The organism is Ruegeria sp. CDSA246 (assembly GCF_059611225.1).
Genome location: NZ_JBXWPD010000002.1, coordinates 18,156 through 39,852, shown reverse-complemented (window position 1 = coordinate 39,852; position 21,697 = coordinate 18,156). Strand labels below are relative to the sequence as shown.

The following is a 21,697-nucleotide window of genomic DNA, read 5'->3' as shown; positions in this document are numbered from 1 at the left end:
GATTCTATTGCTTCAACTCAGCGCATTGAGCTGCGGCAGTTCCTGACCGTTGATCAATTGGATATCGTCCAGGGTCAACCCTTTGGCACCCAGCAGTTGGGCGACGTCTTGTCCGTCGACCATGACACGGGTCAGGTTTTCGTTTTCAGTGTCTGTTTCAATGTTGATCTCCGGATCTTCCTCGCCTTCCCACGAGATCAACAGCTTGTCCTGCCCGGGTTCAAAATCCATGACCTTGACGGCATCGTCGTCATCCTCGGGGTTCAGGTGGATGCTGTCGGCGCCTTCGCCTCCGGTCACGATATCACCGCTATGGGCAGCAATAATGTCGTCGCCGGCACCGCCATTCAGAAAATCCACGGAGTCTTCGTTTTCGCCATCCTCACCGGTCAGCACGTCGTCACCGTCGCCGCCAAACAAGACGTCTTCACCTGCGCCACCAGCAAGCTCATCGTCGCCATAGCCCCCATGCAGCGCATCGGCGCCCGCGCCTCCGGTCAGCGTGTCGTTGTCCTGACCGCCGTACAGGTCGTCATCCCCATCGCCACCGTCCAGCCTGTCGTCGCCGAAATGACCAAAAAGCTTGTCGTCGCCATCCTCACCGGACAGGACGTCATCGTTACCTTCGCCATGCAAAACATCATCGCCTTCGCCGCCCTGGATTGTATCAACGCCATCGCCGCCATGCAGGGTGTCATCGCCCATGCCCCCCAGCACAGTGTCGTCGCCACCGTAGCCGTTGATCTGGTCGTCGCCATCTTGCCCGGTCAGAATGTTTGTGTCGTCGTCCCCGGCCACAACCAAATCGCCTTCGAATTCCGAGACTGTGGTCCCGGTCGAGGGCTCTTCGACTTCGTCGATGTTTTCACCAATCTCAAGATACCTGCCGTCAGAGACCTCTTGCGGTTCATCTTCGATGATCTCGTCTTCTTCGGTGTCGTCGTCAGCCTCGATAATACCGCCCATCGCATAGGCTGCTCCGCCCATTGCGGCCAGGCTCAGCAATCCGAACAGAAACATGGCAACCCTCCGAGAACGCACTGCTCCGAGGGTGAAATATCCCATGTGATCAGTCAGTTGGTCAAAGCCAAGCTGAACTTGTGGTTAACCGTCGGTCACCACGGTTCGGGCTGTTGGGTATAGGCGATGTAAAGCGGGTGCTTGGGGTGTCCGGCCTTGGTCAGCCCCAAATGAAACAGTTGCTGACCGGTGCCGCGCAGCAGCGTCTCAACCGCCGGGCCGCGGTCCAGATGTGCACCATGGGTGCCCCATGCGGCGATGACCTGATCGGCCCATTGAACACCATCCAATATGGCCGCGTCGTTCTCGGGTCCTACCGGGTCGGCAGCAGCGCGCATCTTGCGCGGGTCCGTGTCGCGCCATGCGAAGATGTTGGTTACCTGAAACGCTCCGAACCCCAGCGCCCGCGCTCGGCGCTCGCAGCGTTCCACCGTCGGGTCGTTCTGAACTTCGGTCGCGGTTGACGGGTTCAGCATCACGAACAGAGCTTTGCGCCCCGCAGGATCCCAGATACGGGTCAGGCTATAGCGATATTTCTCGCAGTCGGAATAGATGGCGGTCGAGGGCGCGTCGCCCTTGGTGTGCGTTCGGGTAATCATGCCCTTCGCCTAGCACGTGGCTTAGGTAACGAACACCCGGCTGGGGTGCAATTCGCCCGATTTGTAGATCCCTACCGCCACGGCCTTGCCGTCTAGCGAAGCCCAGGCTTCATCGCCGTATTCCACGTCCGAGGCCAGAACCATGCCCGGGTTTCCGTTGCGCAGGCGGGTTGCGCCTTCGGGTGTGCATTTCAATTCAGGCAGATCGGCGAGGCCGGTTTCCAGCGGGTGCAGGTAGTCGTCCAGTGCGGTTGTCTTGGCCATTTCATCGATCTGTTCGATGCTCAACCCGTCTTCAACGCCGAACGGGCCGGACCAGATGCGGCGCAGTTCCCGGACGTGGCCGTGGCATCCCAGCGCTGCGCCCAGATCGCGGGCGATTGAGCGGACATAGCCGCCCTTGCCGCAGGTCATTTCCAGCGTCACGTGGTCTTCGTCGGGGCGGTCGACCAAAATCAACTCCTCAACCCATAGCGGACGTGCGGCCAGTTCCACATCTTCGCCATCGCGGGCCAGCTTGTAGGCGCGCTGGCCGTCGATTTTCACGGCCGAGAACTTGGGTGGGACCTGCATGATATCACCCAGAAACGGGGCCAGTGCTTGTTTGATATCGTCATCCGATGGGCGCGCATCGCTGCTCGCAATCACTTCGCCTTCGGCATCATCGGTATTGGTGGCCTGACCCAAACGCACGGTGAATGTGTAGGCTTTCAACGCATCGGTGATGTAGGGAACGGTCTTGGTCGCCTCACCTAGTGCCACGGCCAGTACACCAGTCGCTTCGGGGTCCAGTGTGCCCGCATGGCCCGCCTTCTTGGCATCCATCGCCCAGCGTACCTTGTTGACTACTGCGGTCGAGGTCATGCCCGCGGGCTTGTCCACCACCAGCCAACCGGAAATGTCGCGACCCTTGCGTTTGCGTCCCATTCTTCACCCTGAATCTTGTCGAGGCGCGCGACCTAACGGATCGCTCTGCCGCTGTCAATTTCAGGGCGTATCTTCGACCACGCCCACAATCGGGCCAAGCGAAAACCCGACATCCGACCGATTGCCTGCGCGTTCATACATCCGGGAGATATTGCCGTCGAAGAACAGAGCATTCGGCGTTTCAAGGACATCGCGGAACAGGCTGCCGAATTCGTGGAAGGTGACATAGTCATCCGAGATTGCGAATACTGCCCGTGTCCCATCTGCGCTGGTACCAACACCGTTGCGCACATAACGCGAGGTCGAATCGGGCAGGAAGCGCGGGTGCAGTTCACCATCTATGACCAGCATCGGGCCGGATTGCGTGGCGAAACGGCACTGCGGGGCCTGATCCACATAATCCAAGGTTTCAAACACGTCGGCGCGGCCTTCGCGGATACAAAACACTCCGTTCGGCAGCAACCCGAAATTGCCCGGCCCTGCATTGGGGATCACGCGCATCTGTTCCTGACCGCCTTCGACATAATGCCCGACGGGCGAGCGGTCGTCATGATACATGCCCGCGTTCATGGCAAATGCCAGTCGCTTTCCCTGTGGAGCCAGTGCCTCGTTCACAGATGAGAAATGGCCCAGCACGTCGCCTTCTTCATCATTGAGAAATAAACGCAGCTCTTCGCCTGCGGCATCCACCTCACATACGGTGTACCGCTTGTCCTCATGGGTCACCTTCTCGCATGTGACCGCCGAAGCCTGCGCGGCCCAGAAGGCCGCGCCCAAAATGACAAATGCGCGGATCACTCGTCCAGATCGCGGCGCACCGCGTCCTGATCGAACATGCGGCGGGTGTCATCCATTCGGTCAAACGTGTCATCCAGCCGGAACCGCAGATCGGGAGAGAATTTCAGACCGACCTTCTTGCCGACCGCCCGCCGCAATTCACCCTTGTTGCGGGCCAGCAGTGCGATCACATCCTCCTGCCCCTTGCCGCCCAAGGGCAACACATAGGCGGTGGCAATCTTCAGATCGGGTGAGGTGCGCACCTCACCTACGGTAATCGACATACGGTTCAGGTCGGGGTCGTGGACATCTCCGCGCGCCAGAACTTCGGACAGGGTGCGGCGGATCAGTTCGCCGACACGCAGCTGTCGTTGGGACGGGCCGGGGCCATCGTGGAATTTGTTCTTTGCCATATCCCCGATCTAAGCGCAAAGCAGGGCTTTGCCAAGCGGGCGCGAACCGGGTAGGAGGCTTTGAGCCGAATTCAACAAAAGGACCAGCGCAATGACCCATATTCCGGGGATCGTCATCACAGGGGCTTCGGGCCGTATGGGGCAGATGCTGATCAAGGCCGTAACCGACAGCGATCAGGCGCGTCTGGTGGGTGTCGTCGAGCGTAAGGGCCATGACTGGATCGGTCAGGATGTGGGCGAGGCGATGGGCGGTCAGGCGCTGGGTGTGAATGTCACCGATGATCCGCTGGAGGCGTTTGCGCAGGCGCAAGCCGTAATCGATTTCACCGCGCCCGAGGCGACGCTGGAGTTTGCGGCACTGGCCGCGCAAGCCCGCTGCGTGCATGTGATCGGCACCACTGGCATGTCGGATGAACAGATCGCCGCGCTGGAACCAGCCTCACGCCATGCAGTCATCGTGCGCGCGGGGAACATGAGTCTTGGCGTCAATCTGCTGGTGCAACTGACCAAGAAAGTCGCGGCTGCACTGGATGAGGATTTCGACATCGAAGTGATCGAAGGGCACCATCACCACAAGGTCGACGCCCCGTCGGGCACAGCATTGATGCTGGGCGAGGCCGCTGCCGAAGGGCGCGGCGTGAAGCTGGAAGATGTGTCTGACCGGGGCCGCGACGGCATCACCGGCGCGCGCAAGCGGGGCGACATCGGCTTCCACGCCATTCGCGGCGGCGACATTGTGGGTGAGCACGACGTCCTGTTCGCCGCCCCCGGAGAGCGCATCGTCCTGCGCCATTTGGCCACCGACCGCGCCATCTTTGCCCGTGGCGCTTTGAAGGCGGCACTGTGGGGGCAGGGCAAAGCGCCTGGTCAGTATGACATGGTGGATGTGCTGGGACTTTAAGCGCCTCTAACGGAACGCCGCAAGACCGGGCGGTTCGGCGCCCTCGTCCTCGATCTTGGAAAACAGTGCGCCTAGTCGCTGATCCCAGGTCGGGTATTGGCCTGTACGCGCATAAGTCAGGCGTTCGGCCCCTATGGATATGCCAAGGGGTGCTGCCTGCCCGCCAATCACAACCTCACCGATTTCGGTCCAGTTGTCCGACGGCGGGTAAGCGGTGGGGGCCGTTTCATCCGTGCCGCCCAGCCGATAGTAGACGCCCATTGTCACAAGGTACTCATCACCAAACGGGTCGGGGAAGAAAAAGCCCGAGGCATCGCGTGCAGCCAATGCCTCGGCCTCATCCCGCAACAGAACCTTTTCGGTGAATGGCAAGCCTAACGCGTCCAGCACCGGGCGCATGTCATCGGCTTGCGGCACACTGACAAATGCGATGCGGGGCGGGTCGAGGCCAAAGCTCTGAGTCAGAATTTGCATCATCAGCCGGATCATGGCTTGCCCATTAGCATCAGCGGGATGACAGCCGACCTCGTGAAACATCGGCAACACATCGGCACGTGACTTTTCGTCAACATCAGCAACGCGCGCCAAAGGCTGAATCACATAAGCGCCCGAAGGCAGAACGGACTGATCGAAATCATGCCGCAACCCGCCATTATAGTCGTCGACCCCCGAGGCCAGCGACAGGGGCTCAACCTCGTTTAAGTCAAGCTCTGACAACGCGGTTCTCAGTTGATTGAGCGTGTTTGCGAATTCCTGTTCGAACCTGTCATTCTGGTCAGTGGCAGCAGCGCCGACGCCCGAAATCAGGGTTCCGATCGTTGCTGCGCTTCCAAGCTGAACCACTCGACGCCTATTCAATCCCATCAGAGGCCTCCCCTTTGAGCTGGACATTGTCGAGCGTATCACAGATGTGGCCGCCAACGGTTAAGGGATTGTGAAAATGCGCGATACTGGCGTTTTGCCCTGTACTTCATAGGTCCTTGATTTTGTCGGCCTGGAGCGGGCAGGCGAGATACACGCCAAATTCAGTCCCGATATCGGCACTGACACGGGCGTGAACCTTGCCTTGCCGGTCGAGGAAACGCTGATTGTCTTCGACCGGGAAAATCCCCTCGTGCCAGATACCGGGATGAATATAGAGGCCACGCGTACCATCACACCAGAAAGCCACCACCTTATCTGGCGTCAGGTTATCGCCGGGCAGCGCGACAGGCACGATGAAGGGCTTGTTGTCCAATGGCCAGAACATCTGTCCGCCATCGGGGTGATAGTTCATGTGCCATAGCAGAACCTGATCGCGCTGTACCGTCTGCAGTCCGGTCTGCGCCTGTTGCGGATCAGCGGACCAACCCAGAACATAGTGGCCCTTGACGGCCTCGTTCTCACCATAGAGCACGTCACCCCGCCAGTCGCATTTGAACGTGCCTTCGACCCAGCCGCCTTCGTCGCCTGTTCCCTCGTCAATCGGTCGCCAGCCTTGTTGCGGCCAACGGGTGATTTCAATCTCGAAGATATCGGGATCGTCGACCAAACAGCCATAGCCTTTGACCGACGTGTCCGTGGCCCGGATCAGCGGAACCTCGTGCCACGGCAGTGACGGTTTCGAGTTGGCCTCGAAGATGTATTCCGGTGCACTCATGACGCCCCCAGATGCCTGTCGACCATGCGCTGCACCATCGGTGCGAAATGGGTGAAATCGGGGGTTTCCATGTCAGCCCGTTTGCCCGCCTCGTCCAAATAGCGCACCTGGATGATCTCTTTCAGGTTTGGGTTGCTCTCGAATTCAGCGACCTCTTCAGCGCTCATCGGCCCGCCCTGCAATTCCAGCGTATGGACCGAGGCGGCGGAGAGACGGTTGAAATACTCAGGCTTGGTCGCGCAGAGATACCGTTTGGCCGCCACGTGATAGCGGCAGCAATCGGTGATGACCGAGGGGAAGAACTGTTCCAGCACTTCGGCACCCGCATCCTCATGGTGGCGGTCTTCGGTATCGTCCGGGTGGTAGGTGCCGAACTCGGACGTGAAATGTCCGATATCGTGCAGCAATGCACCGACGATGATTTCCTCGGGCTGGCCGTTCTGCTCGGCGATCGTTGCACCTTGCAACATGTGTTCAGCCATGGTGACGGGCTCACCCAGATATTCCTCACCGCCGCGGCGGTCGAAGATATCGCCGATGAAAGCCACGATATTTTCCCGGCTCAGGGTCGAGAAATCGGGCTTCATTCTGCGGCCTCCGGTTGACTCATTTCCATCGCGGCCAATGTGGACAGCAACCCGTCCTTGTCGGCATAGCAGCCCTGTAACCAGCGCGAACCCGCGCCGGAATAGCCCAGACGGGCATGCAGAACGCGGGTGTTGTCGACGATGAAGCTTTCACCCGGTTCCAGTTTGAACGACACGCCCATGGCGGGGTCGTCGATGATCTCGCCCAATTGGCGATAGGCGGCGTAGTAGGCCTCCATCTGATCAAAGGGCACGTCGACGAACGGCGCGGATGAGCGATTGTTGAACCGGATACCGACCAATTCACCATCTGGCGATAGCTCGATCATCGGGCGGCGTGAGCGCAGGCAGATACCGTCCGAGCCCTTGTATTCGAACCGGGCGGGATAGCCTGCCAGCAAGGCAAAACCTTCCGGGTTCTGTTCGTGCAGTTTTTCAGCGGCGCGGAAGCCGTCAACCACGATGGAATCACCACCCTCGGCACTGTTTTCCAGGCAATACAGAATTTGCAGCGTCGGAACCGGATCACGATAGGGGTTGTCGGTATGCGCCTGCAGACCAAGGCCGGTATAGGCGAGGTTGGTCGGGTTCACCTCGGTCCGGACCTCAAAATAGGGGCCGTAGTTGGTTTGGCGGACATAGCCGAACAGATCAGCGACTTTCAGCAGGGATTCCGGCTCGGTCGGTCCGCGGGTCAACTTGGCAAAGCCGTATTCGGCCACCGCAGCCAGCCAGCCACGCTTGGCGACGGGATTGGCGTGGACCTCGTCCCAATCTGCGCTGGGCGCGTCGATGCCGCGTCCCCAGGTGGTGATGCCGGGAGCCGTCCGACCCATGGGGCGGTTTTGATCGCGGTCATAGCTGTGCTCGGCCAGCCAGTCGGCGGGAAAGGTGACAATCTTGCCTTCTGGCTGAAAGGTGACTGTCAGATCACCATTGCTGATTTCGGCGGCGCTGACCGAAATGTCTGAGGGGATATCGCCGATGGTGATCAGACGTTGGCCATTGCCGGGCGCGCGGGTTTCGGGGTCCAGCGCGTTGTCGCGTAGCCAGATGGCGTGAAAGCGAGCCTTTGTGCCGGTGTCGAATTCTACGGTCACAACCGAGGCGTCATGGGTGGCAAAGCGCAGCATGGGGGGTCTCCTGTTCAGCGCGGGCTTTGGTTGAGGAGATACGCCCCTTGTGGCATTACGACAATTAATCCTTCTTTCTGCTGAGGCTTGGAAAAACTTATGGCTAAGAAAAAGATCGGGTTGCCACCCTTGGACTGGCTGCGCGTTTTTGAGGCGGCGGGGCGTCTGGGCGGGTTTTCCGCAGCGGCGAGGGAATTTGGTCTGACACAAGCGGCCGTAAGCCAGCGGATCGGCAACCTTGAAGCCTGGCTGGGTCGAACATTGTTTGTGCGTGAGGCGCGTGGCGTGTCACTGACTGTCGAAGGCGAAAGCTACCTACCACTGGTGCAAGACAGTTTGCAGGCGCTTGAACGCAATACCGAGGATCTGTTTGGAAAATCCCCGCGCGAATTGCGGGTGGCCGGTTTGTCATCGCACATCCATGCGCTTGTGGTGCCAAGTCTTGCCCGGTTTCAGGAGATGCAGCCGAAGGTGCGTGTTCTGACCGATTCCGTGGCGCGGCGGTCGTCGCTGGATGAAGAGCGGACATGGCTACAGATCCGTTATGGTCGGGGCGCTTGGCCGGGGCGGGATTCCGAATTGATTGCAGCTGAAGTGCTGGTGCCTATGGCGGCACCGGGCGTGGAATGGGGCGCGCCTTTGATTGATCTGCGCGGAGAACGACCGGGGTGGCGAGATTGGGCGCGAAAGGCAGATCAGGGCGATGTGACTACGTCGAACATCAGCTTCGATTCAATGGAACACGCGTTGTCTGCGGCACGTCAGGGTATGGGCGTAGCGTTGGGGTCGGTGCCCTTGGCCAAGGCGGATCTGCAGGACGGACGGTTGCGCCGGTTACGCCTACCAGAGCTGAAAACGAAGGATGGGTATTGGCTGACCTGGCCCGAGGAACGGGCGAAATCCAAGAAACAGCGCGCTCTGATCGCGGATTTTCTGGAAGCTTTGCGGGGATAGGCGATCAGAAATCGATCGCTATGCCCTTCTTCTCCCAATCACCGTACCGGGCCGGATCGGGGCCGTCGCGACCGCCCAGTTCCTTGGGCATATCTTTTGCCTCAGCCTCGGCTTTGCGGCGCCGCTCTTCAGCTTCGGCAAGGGCGCGCTGGGCAGCAGGCGGCAGGTCTTTGCGGTCGTTACTCATGACATCGGGTTCCTTTCCGTGCATGGGCTTGATATACGCCCGCGTCCGCTATTGGCAATGCGGGCGAGGATTAATTCAAAGGCGATTCCATGTCCGACAACGCAACAGCGGCCCGACGCAGCGCGATCTATCTGCTGGATCAGATACTGGGCGAAGGGCGCCTGCTGTCCGAATGTCTGGCCGCAGGCGCGCTGGACCGGTTGGCCCCTGAAGATCGCGCGCGGGCGCAACGCCTGACGCTGGAAACCCTGCGCGGATTGGAGCGTGCGGATCGTCTGCTGGAAAACCACCTGAACCGCACGCCGGCTTTGACCGTGCATAACGCCCTGCGCCTTGGCGCGGTCGAGCTGTGCCACGGTGAAGCGGCACATGGTGTTGTGAATTCAATGGTCGACATCGTAGGGCGTTCACGCAAGCACGGGCGGCTGAAAGGCCTAGTGAATGCCGTGTTGCGCAAAGTGGCCGCCGAAGGCCCCGATGCATGGCCCAAAATGCGCGTGCCGCGTTTGCCCGAATGGCTGCGTGATCCGCTGATCATGGCATGGGGTGAGGATGCAATCGTGGGAATGGAAAAGGCGCAATTTGCTGGCGCACCGCTTGACCTGTCTGTGAAGCCGGGCGCCAGCGGACCGGGTGAGGCCCTGCCTACCGGTTCGATGCGGCTGCACGATGCCGGTCAGGTCACCGCCCTTCCGGGCTATGGCAAAGGTGATTGGTGGGTGCAGGACGCGGCGGCCGCTATTCCAGTGCGCATACTTGCTCCGAAATCGGGCGAAAAAATCCTCGACCTTTGTGCCGCTCCGGGTGGAAAAACACTGCAACTGGCGGCGGCTGGGGCCGATGTTACGGCGCTCGACGTCTCTGAATCGCGATTGGCGCGGGTGCATGAGAACCTCAAACGCACCGGACTGACTGCCACTGTCGTCGCGGGCGACGCGCTTGAACATCAGGGCCAGTATGACGCCATCCTTTTGGACGCGCCGTGTTCTGCCACGGGAACGATCCGCAGGCACCCTGACTTGCCTTTTGCCAAAGACGGATCGGAATTCGGTGAGCTGATCGAGCTGCAGGCCCGGATGCTGGCCCACGCCTGGAGCTTGCTGAAACCCGGCGGGCGGCTGGTCTATTGCACTTGCTCTCTCCTGCCGGATGAGGGCGAGGTGCAGGTCGAAGAAGCGCTGGACCAACACCCCGATATGTCGGTGGATCGGGCGGCTTTGAACATTGCCGGAATCGAGTCCGAATGGATCACCGAGGAAGGCGGCCTGCGTCTGCGGCCCGATTACTGGGCTGATCTTGGTGGAATGGATGGGTTCTACATCGCGCGCCTGAACAAATCGGCGTAGTTGCATGCTTTTCGATGACTTGACGATCGCCCCGGTCTATCGTTGGGTCTCAGGCGCCAGCAGAGCGCAAGGGGCAGAGTAACGAGCGTCATGTCGAAGACAGATACCATGACCAATCAGTGGACACGGTTTCAGAACCGTCTCTACGCGCGGCTCAGTCAGCGACGCAAAGCGGTCTCGGGGTTTGTTGGCGATCCGGAGCCACGCACGGTCGGCTCATTTGCGCGCGGGCGTCAGTTGGTCGCCGGAAATCTGCTGTTCGCAGGCTATCTGGTCGAAGCTCAGGATACCGAGCTGTGGGATGTGACCGCGCCCAGTACCGGGTTTGACAATGAACGCCACGGCTTTGCCTGGCTCGACGATCTGGCGGCTGTTGGCGATATGCGCGCGCGTGAAAAGGCCCAGCGGTGGGTCTGGGGCTGGATTAACGCGCATGGCCGCGGTCAGGGGCCGGGCTGGGCACCTGATCTGACCGGTCGACGCGTTATACGCTGGATCAACCATGCGATTTTCCTGTTGCGCGGCGCAGATGAACACCAAAGCAGGATGTTTTTTCGTTCGTTGGCCCAACAGACATGGTTTTTGTCCAAGCGCTGGAAGGCAGCGACTCCCGGTCTTCCCCGGTTTGAGGCGCTTGCCGGGCTGGTGCAGGCTGGTCTGGCGCTGGAGGGGTTGGAGCAAATGGCTGATCCTGCCCTTCGTGCTTTGGCACGCGAGTGTGACAGTCAGGTAGACGAACAGGGCGGTATCCCAACCCGCAACCCCGAAGAGCTGCTTGAGGTCTTTATGCTGCTTTCATGGACCTCGGCTGCGCTCAGCGCGTTGGGCCGGGGCACGCCCGGGGCGCAGGCAAGTGCCATCAAACGCATGGCCCCCACCTTGCGCAGCCTGCGCCATGCGGACGGGGCTTTGGCCCGGTTTCACGGCGGTGGGCGCGGTGTCGAAGGGCGTTTGGATCAGGCACTGGCGCAAAGCGGTGTCAGGCCACATCACACCACGGGGCTGTCCATGGGATTTGCCCGACTTTATGCGGCCAGAACCAGCGTGATTGTGGATGCCGCCACTCCACCCAAGGGGGCGGCGTCATACAACGCCCATGCTTCGACCCTCGCTTTCGAACTGACGTCGGGCCGCAGACCACTGGTGGTCAATTGCGGATCGGGCGAAAGCTTTGGGACGGAATGGCGGCGTGCGGGTCGGGCGACACCGTCGCATTCGACACTGTGCCTTGATGGGTATTCAAGCGCTCGGCTGGCGCCACCGACGCAGGGAGTCGAACGCGAGGCACTGGTGGATGCGCCGCATGAGGTTCCCATTGATTTCGAGGATGCCTTTGAAGGCACGCGATTCATGGCCGGGCATGACGGGTATACCAAGGTCTTCGGATTGACTCATGCGCGTACCTTTGAGCTGCGCTTTGATGGGCGTGAGCTGGCCTGCGAGGATATTCTGCTGACGGCCACCGACAAGGCGAAGCGCCAATTTGACAAGGCGATGGACGCCTCGGGCCTGAAGGGCATCGCCTTTGACATCCGGTTTCACCTGCATCCGGACGTGGATGCGGCACTGGATCTGGGGGGCGCTGCGGTGTCGATGGCGCTGAAAAGTGGTGAGATCTGGGTTTTTCGCCATGACGGCGTCGGAAAATTGTCTGTAGAACCAAGCGTTTATTTGGAAAACGGGCGTTTAAAACCACGCGCGACAAAACAGATCGTTCTATCTGGCCGCGCAATGGAGTATGCGACGCGCATCCGGTGGACGCTGAGCAAGGCCCAGGACACAGCCTATGCCGTGCGGGATATACACCGGGACGAGCCCGAGTTTGACTGACGCCAAAAGGACCTTTGACCCCATGACCGATCTTCACCCCGTGCGCCGCGCGTTGCTTTCCGTTTCCGACAAGACCGGGCTGATCGAGCTGGGAAAGGCACTGGCCGAGCGTGGGGTCGAATTGCTGTCTACCGGAGGTACAGCCAAGGCGCTGCGCGATGCAGGGCTTGCGGTTAAGGATGTCAGCGAGATTACCGGCTTCCCCGAGATGATGGATGGCCGCGTGAAAACGCTGCATCCGATGGTGCATGGCGGGCTGCTGGCCCTGCGCGACAATGACAGCCACGTGGCGGCGATGGACGAACATGGCATCGGCGCGATCGACCTGCTGGTGGTGAACCTCTATCCGTTCGAGGCCACCGTGGCCAAAGGTGCGGGTTACGACGAATGCATAGAGAATATCGATATCGGTGGCCCGGCGATGATCCGCGCGGCCTCGAAAAACCACGCTTTTGTGAATGTGGTTGTGGATGTTCAGGATTACGACGCGCTGCTGGCTGAGCTGGCGGCTAACGATGGGCAGACATCCTATGCGTTCCGTCAGAACCTGGCGCAGACAGCCTATGCTCGTACCGCCGCTTATGACGCGGCCGTGTCGAATTGGATGGCCGATGCGCTGGCCGCCGAGGCCCCGCGCCGTCGCGCCTTTGCCGGAGAATTGAAGCAGACCTTGCGTTATGGCGAAAACAGCCACCAACAGGCGGTCTTCTACACCGATGGCACCAACCGCCCCGGTGTGGCGACAGCGGTGCAGCATCAGGGCAAGGAACTGAGCTACAACAACATCAACGACACAGACGCGGCATTTGAACTGGTGGCCGAGTTCGACCCGGCGCAAGGCGCAGCCTGCGCGATCATCAAACATGCCAACCCCTGCGGTGTTGCCAAGGGCGCGACATTGATCGAGGCCTATAAGGCCGCGTTTGATTGTGACCGCACTTCGGCCTTTGGCGGGATCATTGCCCTGAACCAGCCGCTGGATGCCGAAACCGCGCAGGAAATCACCGGAATTTTCACCGAAGTTGTGATCGCTCCGGGTGCGTCGGATGAGGCCAAGGCAATCTTTGCCGCCAAAAAGAACCTGCGTCTGCTGACAACCGATGGCCTGCCAGATGTGACCACAGGTGGCAAAACCGTCCGTCAGGTAGCCGGTGGCCTTCTGGTGCAGGATAAGGACAACGGATTTGTCGGCCTGGATGACCTGAAGGTCGTCACTAAGAAATCCCCGACCGAGGAACAGATGCGCGATCTTCTGTTTGCGTGGAAAGTGGCGAAACACGTCAAATCCAATGCCATCGTCTATGTCAAAGACGGAGCAACCGTGGGTGTGGGTGCCGGGCAGATGAGCCGCCTGGACTCGGCGATGATTGCAGCGAAGAAAGCCGAGCGTATGGCTGATGCTCTGGGCTTGGCCCAACCACTGACAATCGGGTCCGCCGTGGCGTCGGATGCGTTTTTCCCGTTCCCGGACGGTCTGATGGAAGCGGCCGAGGCCGGCGCGACCTGTGTTATCCAGCCCGGTGGCTCGATGCGCGATGACGAGGTGATCGCGGCCGCGGATGAGGCCGGTCTGGCCATGGTCTTTACCGGCATGCGCCACTTCCGCCACTGATGCGCTATCTTCTGCTTCTCTGGGCCGCACTGGCTGCGTTACTGATCGACCAGATCAGCAAGTATCTGGTCGTTCACGTGATGCGCGTAGCCGAAGGGAACATTGATGTTCTGCCGCCGCTGCTGGTGTTCAAATACGGTGAGAATCGGGGCATCAATTTCGGCTTGTTTCAGGGCAATACCGATGCTGCCCGATGGGCGTTGATCGGAGTTTCCATGCTCATCGCAATCGGTGTGCTGATCTGGCTGATGCGCACAGCCCCGTCGAAACTGATGCTGGTTTGCGGCGGGTTGCTGATTGGCGGGGCGCTGGGCAACGTCATGGATCGCTTGCTTTATGGCTATGTTCTGGATTTCCTGAACATGTCCTGTTGCGGCATCAACAACCCTTTCGTGTTCAACCTTGCTGATGTGTTCATTTTTGCGGGAGCGATTGGTCTGGTGCTGTTCGAAGGCAAAAAGGCCTCGTGACGCGCCATTTGAAATGCGATAAAAGCGCCTGAAACAGGCTGGAGACTCTGATGCGGCTGCCGCGTTCCATATTTGCTTTGACATTGGCCTTTGCGGCTGCAGGCTGTTCCGATATCGGATTGCGCCACTTGGAAGCGCCCGGGCAGGGGCCGGACGAATTCTCGGTCCTGCCTGTCAAACCACTGACTCAGCCCAAGGATTACGCTTTTCTGCCTGCGCCCACGCTGGGGGGGAATAACCTGACCGATCCGAACCCTAAGGCCGAAGCTGTCGTTGCCCTTGGCGGAAACGAATCTTCGCTGAACGCAAATACGGCCATCCCGTCCACGGACGCCGCCCTTGTGACGGCCTCCAGCCGGTATGGGGTTCCGGCGAATGCCCGGCAGGTGGTTGATGCCGAGGATGCAGAATTCCGCAGAAAGCAGAGTCGCCTGACGCGCTTGCGCTTGTTCAACGTGGATCGTTATTCGCAAGTTTATCGCCGCGAAACGTTGAACCCCGACCGTCAGAATGAGGCTGCACGCCAAGCCGGGATCGAAACACCATCGGCGCCACCGGTAGATGAATAATCTTTAACTTTTCGTCATTAGCCTTGAACCCGCGCGGCGCAACCGTAGTTTGAACAGCATAAATCAAACGGAGGACGCCCTATGGTTCGGGCCCTGGCACTGTCGGCTGCCCTGATCGCCGCAACACCTCTTGCCGCAAGCGAGGGGCACGAAGCGGTGACTACATTTACGCTGGACAACGGCATGGATGTCGTCGTGATCGAAGACCACCGCGCGCCTGTTGTGCAGCATATGGTGTGGTATCGCGCCGGGTCGGCGGATGAACCCGTAGGATCATCGGGTGTGGCGCATTTCCTTGAGCATCTGCTGTTCAAAGGCACTGACACTTTGGCCCCGGGCGAATTTTCCGCCACCGTTGCGGCCAATGGCGGCACCGACAACGCCTTCACATCATATGACTACACCGCTTATTTCCAACGCGTCGCTGCTGACCGGCTGGAATTGATGATGCGGATGGAAGCGGATCGGATGCGCAATATCCGACTGAGCGAAGATGATATTGTCACTGAACGCGACGTGATCCTTGAGGAACGCAACCAGCGCACCGACAACAGCCCGCGTGCGCTGTTCGGTGAACAGATGAGCGCGTCGCAGTACCTCAACCACCGCTACGGTGTTCCGATCATCGGCTGGCGCCACGAGATGGAGACGCTGGACATGGAAGACGCGCTGTCCTTCTACCAAACCCATTATGCGCCCAATAACGCCATTCTGGTCGTCACCGGTGATGTCGAACCTGACGAGGTCAAATCGCTGGCCGAGCAGTATTACGGTGTGATCCCCGCCAACCCTGACTTACCCGAACGGGTCCGGTCACAGGAACCGCCGCAAACGGCAGAACGCCGTCTTACTTACAAGGATGCGCGCGTGTCGCAGCCTTATGTTCAGCGTAGTTATCTGGCCCCCGAACGTGATCCGGGCGAACAGGAGAAGGCAGCTGCTCTGTTTCTGTTGGCAGAACTGTTGGGTGGAAGCACGACATCCTACCTGAACGAAAAGCTGCAGTTCGAGCAGCAGAAGGTTGTCTACACCGGGGCGTTCTACCGGGGTGTCTCGCTGGATGATACGACCTTTGACCTTCTGGTTGTTCCAGCCGCCAGTGTATCTTTGCAAGAGGCCGAGGATGCAATGGATCAGGCGGTTGCCGACTTCATCGCTGAGGGTGTGAATGAAGAAGACCTTGACCGGATCAAGATGCAGCTGCGGGCTTCGCAGACCTATGCGCGCGACAATGTGGATGGGATTGGCAACCGCTATGGTCGCGCTCTGACCAGTGGTCTGACGGTCGAGGATGTGCAGGCCTGGCCCGATATTCTGCAGGCTGTCACCGGGGAAGAGATTATCGCCGCCGCGCGCGAGGTGATACAGCCGGAAACATCGGTCACCGGCTGGTTGATGCGCGATGATGAGGTGACGCAATGAAACGGATATTCGCAACCCTGATCGCGTTCGTTGTTGCTCTGCCCGCGTGGGCCGATATCGAGATCGAAGAGGTTACTTCTCCGGGTGGTATCACCGCATGGCTAGTCGAGGATCACTCAATCCCCTTCACCGCGCTGGAGCTGCGTTTTCGCGGCGGCACATCGCTGGATGACGCGGGCAAACGCGGTGCGGTCTACCTGATGAGCGGCCTGATTGAGGAAGGCGCAGGCGACATGGATGCCCGCACCTATGCGCGTGAACTGGAATCGCTGGCGGCCTCGTTCCGGTACAATGCAACTGATGACACGGTGTCGATCACCGCGCAGTTCCTGACTGAAAACCGGGACGATGTGTTCGACCTGCTTCGCACCACAATTCACGAACCCCGCTTTGATCAGGATGCGGTGGACCGGGTAAAGGCGCAGGTGCTGTCCGGCCTCAAATCCGATCAAACCGACCCGAATGACATTGCGGGTCGTAACTTTGCGCGCATGGCCTATGGCGATCATCCCTATGGCACAGAAGGCAAAGGCACGATCGAAAGTGTGACAGCCCTGACGCGCGAAGACGTGGTCACAGCGTATCAGTATGTCTTTGCCAAAGACCGGATGTATATAGGCGCGGTGGGTGACATCACCCCCGAAGAATTGGGCGCGTTGCTGGATAAACTGCTGGCCGACCTACCGGAAACAGGCAAGCCGATCCCTGAACGTGCCGATGTGTCCATTCCTGGTGGCGTGAGCGTGGTCGAGTTCGACACGCCGCAATCTGTGGCCCTGTTCGGACATGCGGGCATTGACCGCGATGATCCCGATTTCTTTGCCGCCTTTATCCTGAACCACATCCTTGGCGGGGGCGGGTTTGAAAGCCGCCTGATGCAGGAGGTAAGAGAGAAGCGCGGCTTGACCTATGGCGTCGGCACTTACCTGGTGCCCAAGGATCTGGCCTCGGTCTATCTGGGATCCGTTTCATCCAGCAATGATCGCATTGCCGAAGCGGTCGAAGTGATCCGCGCCGAGTGGGCACGGGCCGCGTCCGAAGGTGTGACCCAGAAAGAACTGGACGATGCCAAAACCTACCTGACGGGCGCTTACCCGCTGAGGTTTGATGGGAATGGCCAGATTGCGGGGATCATGGTCGGGATGCAGATGGAAGACCTGCCCATCGACTATATCGCCACCCGCAACGACAAGGTGAATGCGATCACGCTGGAAGAGATCAACCGGGTCGCCAGCGAATTGCTGGACCCTGATGGGCTCCACTTCACCATTGTCGGCAAGCCCGAGGGTCTGGACGGCTAAACCCGTTCAGGCCGCGACGGGCTGTTTCTGTGCCCGAATCGTATGCTTGTTGCTGCTCAGAAGCTTTTGCCGCGCGTGCCTGAAATGTGCGGCTTTAAGCGCGTCGTCGATATGCCGGTTGCGGCGTAGCAGGCGGGACAGACGGAAATTGTCGAACACCAAGCAAGTTGTCGGCTCTGAGGCGATAACGGTGGCCGTTGCGGGTAGGCCAAGGCCGAATGTCAGCTCTCCTAGTGTCTCGTCCGAGCCGCAAATATTGATGACCTGACCATTTTGCAGGATGGTTGTTCGCCCGCTCAGGACATAGCCAAGGAAATCTGTTGTTTTGGCTTCTTCGATCAGAATGTCGCCTTTGGCGAACTCCTGAACCGACGCAGTGTTCAATAGCTTTCGGGCATGATGCGGTTTCAGTGACCCAAGATGATGCGAGATGAACTGGCGCTCGGCTGCGGAAAAGCGAATGAGATGCCGCGAAAGGTATCCGCGCAGCAATCCGATGACCGAGATCGCGATATAGGCCATCTGTATGATCGAACCGGCAAGATTGAATTCTTCAACCATGCTGATCAGAACGCAGGTTGCTGCAACGATAACCAGAACCGGGTAGAGCACGCCATTGCCGCGGACTATGCCGATTTGCAGTAAAAAGTAGTTCAGAATGTAAAGGCCAGCCCCGGCTACGCCGATCATGGTGGCCAATTCGACAAACTCGGTAAATTCAAATGGACTATTCAGCATGTAAGGACCCACCCTCGCAATGAATGGGTCTTACGCTGTGCCAATTACGTGAAGCCGTAAATGAACAACCTCACAGGTTAATGGGTCTTATGAGCGTGCTTTCGCCTGCGCGCGCAACATTTGCCCCATCATCTGGCCGAACTTGCCCGAGCCACGCTGGTACAGCGCGCCGTCTACGGCCAATACCGTGCCGCTGATATAACTGGCCAGGTCGGAGCTTAGGAACATACAGGCGTTCGCCACGTCCTGCGGCTGACCCCAACGGCCCAAGGGGACGTCCTTGCGCAACGCTTCTCCGGCATCTGGCGTAGGGGCCAGACGCTTGGCCCCTTCAGTGCCCTCGATAAAACCCGGCACGACCGAGTTCACACGGATACCCTCGACACCCCATTCCATCGACAGGGTGCGGGTGATTTGATCCACGCCTGCCTTTGCGGCGCAGACGTGGGACTGACCTTCATAGGGCAGATAGGATTGCGGGGCCGAGATGTTGATGATGCTGGTACCCGGACGCTTGAGGAAAGGATAGGCCCCCTTCATCACGTGGATCGTGCCCATTAGGTCGATATCGATCACGGTCTTAAACGCATTGACCGACATCTCTGCCGCCAATGCCGGGAAGTTGCCCGCCGCGCCCGATACCAGCACGTCGAAGTCACCGAACGCGTCGTGGAACTGTTTCAGCCCGTTTGCCACGGCCTCCGGGTCACGTACATCGAACGCCGCGCCGATGGCGTCCTGTGCGCCCGCTTCTTTCAGCGCGGCAACAGTGTCATCGACCTTTTCCTGCGACCGGCTGGCGACGGCCAGTTTGGCACCCGAGGTCGCAAAGGCCTCGGCAATGCCGCGATTGATACCGCTGGTTCCGCCAATGACGATGACGGTTTTTCCTGAAAAGTCCATGTAGGCCTCCCTTGGCGGGGAGCCCTACTCGCCGTAGGGCACCCAGATGTTTTTGACTTCGGTCGCAGCCTGCAGGAAGCGGCGAGAATGGTCCACGCCCCAATCGATTGCCGTCGCGTTATTCACCCAGGTCCGTTTCAGGTTCCCGGCCGAAACGACCTCGATCTCTTTCGACAGGTCGGTGGATGAGAACGACCAGACTGCATCGACGTTCAGGTGCGAGGCCAGCGGTTTCGCCAGTTCCGCGTGGCTGCCGGTCAGGATGTTGACCGCGCCAGCGGGGACGTCCGACGTCTCGAGAATCTGGTAGAAATCAGTCGCTGCCAGCGGGTAGGGCTCCGAAGCCACCAGGACTGTCCGGTTCCCCATCGCAATCGCCGGGGCCATGGCCGAGACCAGACCCAACAGAGGTGCCTCATCCGCGCACAGCGCGCCGATGACACCCACGGATTCCTTCATGGCAATCGCCACGCCACGGATCGGAACGCCGTGCACCTGACCGTCGTACTTGTCGGCCCAGGCTGCGGCTGTGAACAGACGCTGGATTGAAGCCTCGACCTCTTTCGCGCCGTCCTTCTTGCCGGTCATTGCGTCGATGCGCGCGGCGAATTCATCGGCACGGGCCGAGAGGTTTTCGCCGATGTAATACAGGATCTGTGCCCGCAGATGGCCGGTGGTCTTGGACCATCCATTGGCCCCTGCCGCAGCTTCAACTGCATTGCGGACGTCCTTGCGATTGGCGAGGCCCACGTGGCCCAACAGCCCGGATTTACCCCAGACGGGTTTCGAATAGCCGCTATCAGGCCGCGCCTGCTTGCCTCCGACATACATCTTGGCGGTACGGTCAATCGGATCGACCGGAGCGCCTTCGCCGGTCCCCGCTTCGACCTTCGCCAATGGCTTAGCTTTGCCTTTGGGCTTGGTGTACGCGGTCAAACCTTCCCAGCCGCCTTCACGGCCAAAGCCGCTTTCGCGCACGCCACCGAATCCGGCTGCCGCGTCGAACAGGTTGGTGGCATTCACCCAAACCACGCCCGCGACCAACTTAGGTGCGATATCCAGCGCCAGGTTCACATTCTCGGTCCAGACCGTCGCGGCCAGCCCGTAACGGGTGTTGTTGGCCAGTTCGACCGCCTCTTCCGGTGTACGGAAGGTTGAGGACACCAGCACGGGGCCAAAGATCTCTTCCTGCATTAGCGGGTCGGAAGTTTCGAGGCCCGAGATCAGCGTCGGGGGGTAATAACACCCGTTCGCCGGCAGATCGCACGCGGCTTGGTGCACGTGACCAGCGGTGTTGCTTTCGACCATGCTTTTGATGGTTTGCAGTTGGACCGGGTCTACAACCGCGCCCACATCAATGCATTTATCCAGCGGATCGCCGATGCGCAGCTTGTCCATCCGTGCGCGCAACTTGTCATGGAAACGATCAGCGATGCCTTCCTGCACCAACAGGCGTGAGCCGGCACAGCAGACCTGCCCCTGATTGAACCAGATCGCGTCGACCAGACCTTCGATGGCACTGTCGATATCGGCATCATCAAAGACGACGTAGGCCGACTTGCCGCCCAGCTCCAATGTCAGTTCCTTGCCGGAACCCGCGGTTGCTTCACGGATGCGGCGGCCCACAACTGTCGAGCCGGTAAAGGCGATCTTGTCCACATCCGCGTTCACGATCATCTCGCCCACTGCGCCGTCACCAGTGACGATGTTGACCACGCCATTGGGCAGCCCGGCCTGCGTGCAAATGTCAGCAAACAAAAGTGCGGTCAGCGAAGTGTACTCGGCTGGTTTCAGAACCACGGTGTTGCCCATCGCAAGTGCCGGGGCAATCTTCCACGCCAGCATCAGCAAGGGGAAGTTCCACGGGATGATCTGCCCGCAGACACCCAACGCCTCGGCATCGGGCAGTTCGCTTTCCATCAGCTGCGCCATGCCCGCGTGATAGTAAAAATGCCGCTGCGCCAGCGGGATGTCGATATCACGTGACTCCCGGATCGGTTTGCCGTTGTCGAGGCTTTCCAGCACGGCAAACAAACGCGAATGCTTCTGCAACAGGCGCGCGATGGCATAGAGGTACCTAGCGCGGCCTGCGCCGCCCTGCTTCTCCCATTTCGGCTGCGCTTTACGTGCGGCAGTAACGGCGGCATCCACATCGGCTTGTTTCGCCTGTGTCAGCTTAGCCAGCACCTCTCCGGTCGCTGGGTTGCGGCTCTCAAACCCCTTACCCGGCTTGGTAAAGGCACCGTCGATGTAGTGACCGAACTTGTCGCCCTGATCGACTAGCCAGGCCAGCGCTTCAGCCGCGCTTTCGGGGGCGGGGCCATAGTCCATGGTTTCGAAAATCTCTTTGACTGTCATTGTTCTTGTCC

22 protein-coding genes are annotated in these 21,697 nt (G+C 59.7%); 9 read left to right on the top strand and 13 right to left on the bottom strand.

Annotated elements, in window-relative coordinates:
• Positions 1-12: 12 nt before the first annotated feature.
• The 5 genes from AC2FI9_RS02985 to rbfA all read right to left on the bottom strand — a co-directional run bounded on the left by AC2FI9_RS02985 (position 13) and on the right by rbfA (position 3,736).
• Positions 13-1,020 carry a calcium-binding protein gene (locus tag AC2FI9_RS02985; protein ID WP_496765445.1) on the bottom strand — a complete coding sequence of 336 codons (1,008 nt, stop codon included), beginning with the start codon at positions 1,018-1,020 and terminating at the stop codon, positions 13-15.
• A gap of 95 nt (positions 1,021-1,115) precedes the next feature.
• Positions 1,116-1,619 (bottom strand): DUF1643 domain-containing protein, encoded by a 504-nt coding sequence (locus AC2FI9_RS02980; RefSeq protein WP_282170211.1) that lies wholly within the window; start codon positions 1,617-1,619, stop codon positions 1,116-1,118.
• Between the two features lie 21 nt (positions 1,620-1,640).
• On the bottom strand, positions 1,641-2,546 hold the full coding sequence (gene truB, locus AC2FI9_RS02975; protein ID WP_496765443.1) for a tRNA pseudouridine(55) synthase TruB: 906 nt from the start codon (positions 2,544-2,546) through the stop codon (positions 1,641-1,643).
• Between the two features lie 60 nt (positions 2,547-2,606).
• A complete protein-coding gene (locus tag AC2FI9_RS02970) occupies positions 2,607-3,344 on the bottom strand; it encodes a phosphodiester glycosidase family protein (RefSeq protein ID WP_496765441.1) in 738 nt (245 codons plus the stop codon).
• Positions 3,341-3,736, bottom strand: a complete 396-nt coding sequence (rbfA, locus tag AC2FI9_RS02965; protein WP_058274960.1) for a 30S ribosome-binding factor RbfA — start codon at positions 3,734-3,736, stop codon at positions 3,341-3,343. The genes AC2FI9_RS02970 and rbfA overlap by 4 nt, the downstream gene beginning before the upstream one ends.
• Positions 3,737-3,827: 91 nt before the next feature.
• On the opposite strand from rbfA, the gene dapB reads away from it, so the two are divergent.
• Positions 3,828-4,637 (top strand): 4-hydroxy-tetrahydrodipicolinate reductase, encoded by an 810-nt coding sequence (dapB, locus tag AC2FI9_RS02960; protein ID WP_496765439.1) that lies wholly within the window; start codon positions 3,828-3,830, stop codon positions 4,635-4,637.
• Positions 4,638-4,643: 6 nt separating this feature from the next.
• Here the strand turns inward: dapB and AC2FI9_RS02955 are convergent, their stop codons facing one another.
• The 4 genes from AC2FI9_RS02955 to tmpA form a co-directional block, all read right to left on the bottom strand.
• Positions 4,644-5,501: a hypothetical protein gene (locus AC2FI9_RS02955; RefSeq protein WP_496765436.1), complete on the bottom strand. Its 858-nt coding sequence runs from the start codon at positions 5,499-5,501 to the stop codon at positions 4,644-4,646.
• A 106-nt stretch (positions 5,502-5,607) separates the two neighbouring features.
• Positions 5,608-6,276, bottom strand: coding sequence for an ureidoglycolate lyase (locus AC2FI9_RS02950; RefSeq protein ID WP_496765434.1), 669 nt, complete (start codon positions 6,274-6,276; stop codon positions 5,608-5,610).
• A complete protein-coding gene (gene tmpB / locus AC2FI9_RS02945) occupies positions 6,273-6,863 on the bottom strand; it encodes a (R)-1-hydroxy-2-trimethylaminoethylphosphonate oxygenase (protein ID WP_496765428.1) in 591 nt (196 codons plus the stop codon). Before tmpB ends, AC2FI9_RS02950 begins: the two co-directional genes overlap by 4 nt.
• Positions 6,860-7,996 (bottom strand): 2-trimethylaminoethylphosphonate dioxygenase, encoded by a 1,137-nt coding sequence (gene tmpA, locus AC2FI9_RS02940; RefSeq protein WP_496765424.1) that lies wholly within the window; start codon positions 7,994-7,996, stop codon positions 6,860-6,862. Before tmpA ends, tmpB begins: the two co-directional genes overlap by 4 nt.
• Positions 7,997-8,095: 99 nt before the next feature.
• On the opposite strand from tmpA, the gene AC2FI9_RS02935 reads away from it, so the two are divergent.
• Positions 8,096-8,950, top strand: coding sequence for a LysR family transcriptional regulator (locus tag AC2FI9_RS02935; protein ID WP_496726346.1), 855 nt, complete (start codon positions 8,096-8,098; stop codon positions 8,948-8,950).
• A gap of 4 nt (positions 8,951-8,954) precedes the next feature.
• On the opposite strand, the gene AC2FI9_RS02930 is transcribed toward AC2FI9_RS02935, so the two are convergent.
• Positions 8,955-9,137: a DUF1674 domain-containing protein gene (locus AC2FI9_RS02930; RefSeq protein ID WP_496726345.1), complete on the bottom strand. Its 183-nt coding sequence runs from the start codon at positions 9,135-9,137 to the stop codon at positions 8,955-8,957.
• Positions 9,138-9,226: 89 nt separating this feature from the next.
• On the opposite strand from AC2FI9_RS02930, the gene AC2FI9_RS02925 reads away from it, so the two are divergent.
• The 7 genes from AC2FI9_RS02925 to AC2FI9_RS02895 all read left to right on the top strand — a co-directional run bounded on the left by AC2FI9_RS02925 (position 9,227) and on the right by AC2FI9_RS02895 (position 17,687).
• On the top strand, positions 9,227-10,483 hold the full coding sequence (locus tag AC2FI9_RS02925) for an RsmB/NOP family class I SAM-dependent RNA methyltransferase (RefSeq protein ID WP_496726344.1): 1,257 nt from the start codon (positions 9,227-9,229) through the stop codon (positions 10,481-10,483).
• A gap of 90 nt (positions 10,484-10,573) precedes the next feature.
• The gene (locus tag AC2FI9_RS02920) at positions 10,574-12,313 is read left to right on the top strand and encodes a heparinase II/III family protein (RefSeq protein ID WP_496765421.1); all 1,740 of its coding nucleotides are present in this window, start codon (positions 10,574-10,576) and stop codon (positions 12,311-12,313) included.
• Between the two features lie 22 nt (positions 12,314-12,335).
• Complete coding sequence (gene purH / locus AC2FI9_RS02915; RefSeq protein ID WP_496765417.1) at positions 12,336-13,925, top strand: bifunctional phosphoribosylaminoimidazolecarboxamide formyltransferase/IMP cyclohydrolase; 1,590 nt, start codon at positions 12,336-12,338, stop codon at positions 13,923-13,925.
• A complete protein-coding gene (gene lspA / locus AC2FI9_RS02910; RefSeq protein WP_496765415.1) occupies positions 13,925-14,395 on the top strand; it encodes a signal peptidase II in 471 nt (156 codons plus the stop codon). Before purH ends, lspA begins: the two co-directional genes overlap by 1 nt.
• Before the next feature lie 50 nt (positions 14,396-14,445).
• Positions 14,446-14,964, top strand: a complete 519-nt coding sequence (locus tag AC2FI9_RS02905) for a DUF3035 domain-containing protein (RefSeq protein ID WP_496739587.1) — start codon at positions 14,446-14,448, stop codon at positions 14,962-14,964.
• A gap of 81 nt (positions 14,965-15,045) precedes the next feature.
• A complete protein-coding gene (locus tag AC2FI9_RS02900) occupies positions 15,046-16,386 on the top strand; it encodes a M16 family metallopeptidase (RefSeq protein WP_496765411.1) in 1,341 nt (446 codons plus the stop codon).
• Positions 16,383-17,687, top strand: a complete 1,305-nt coding sequence (locus AC2FI9_RS02895) for a M16 family metallopeptidase (protein WP_496765409.1) — start codon at positions 16,383-16,385, stop codon at positions 17,685-17,687. Before AC2FI9_RS02900 ends, AC2FI9_RS02895 begins: the two co-directional genes overlap by 4 nt.
• Before the next feature lie 6 nt (positions 17,688-17,693).
• Here the strand turns inward: AC2FI9_RS02895 and AC2FI9_RS02890 are convergent, their stop codons facing one another.
• The 3 genes from AC2FI9_RS02890 to AC2FI9_RS02880 all read right to left on the bottom strand — a co-directional run bounded on the left by AC2FI9_RS02890 (position 17,694) and on the right by AC2FI9_RS02880 (position 21,686).
• A complete protein-coding gene (locus AC2FI9_RS02890; protein ID WP_496765407.1) occupies positions 17,694-18,425 on the bottom strand; it encodes a cyclic nucleotide-binding domain-containing protein in 732 nt (243 codons plus the stop codon).
• An 87-nt stretch (positions 18,426-18,512) separates the two neighbouring features.
• On the bottom strand, positions 18,513-19,328 hold the full coding sequence (locus AC2FI9_RS02885) for an SDR family oxidoreductase (protein ID WP_496765405.1): 816 nt from the start codon (positions 19,326-19,328) through the stop codon (positions 18,513-18,515).
• A 24-nt stretch (positions 19,329-19,352) separates the two neighbouring features.
• Complete coding sequence (locus AC2FI9_RS02880; protein ID WP_496765403.1) at positions 19,353-21,686, bottom strand: aldehyde dehydrogenase family protein; 2,334 nt, start codon at positions 21,684-21,686, stop codon at positions 19,353-19,355.
• Positions 21,687-21,697 lie beyond the last annotated feature (11 nt).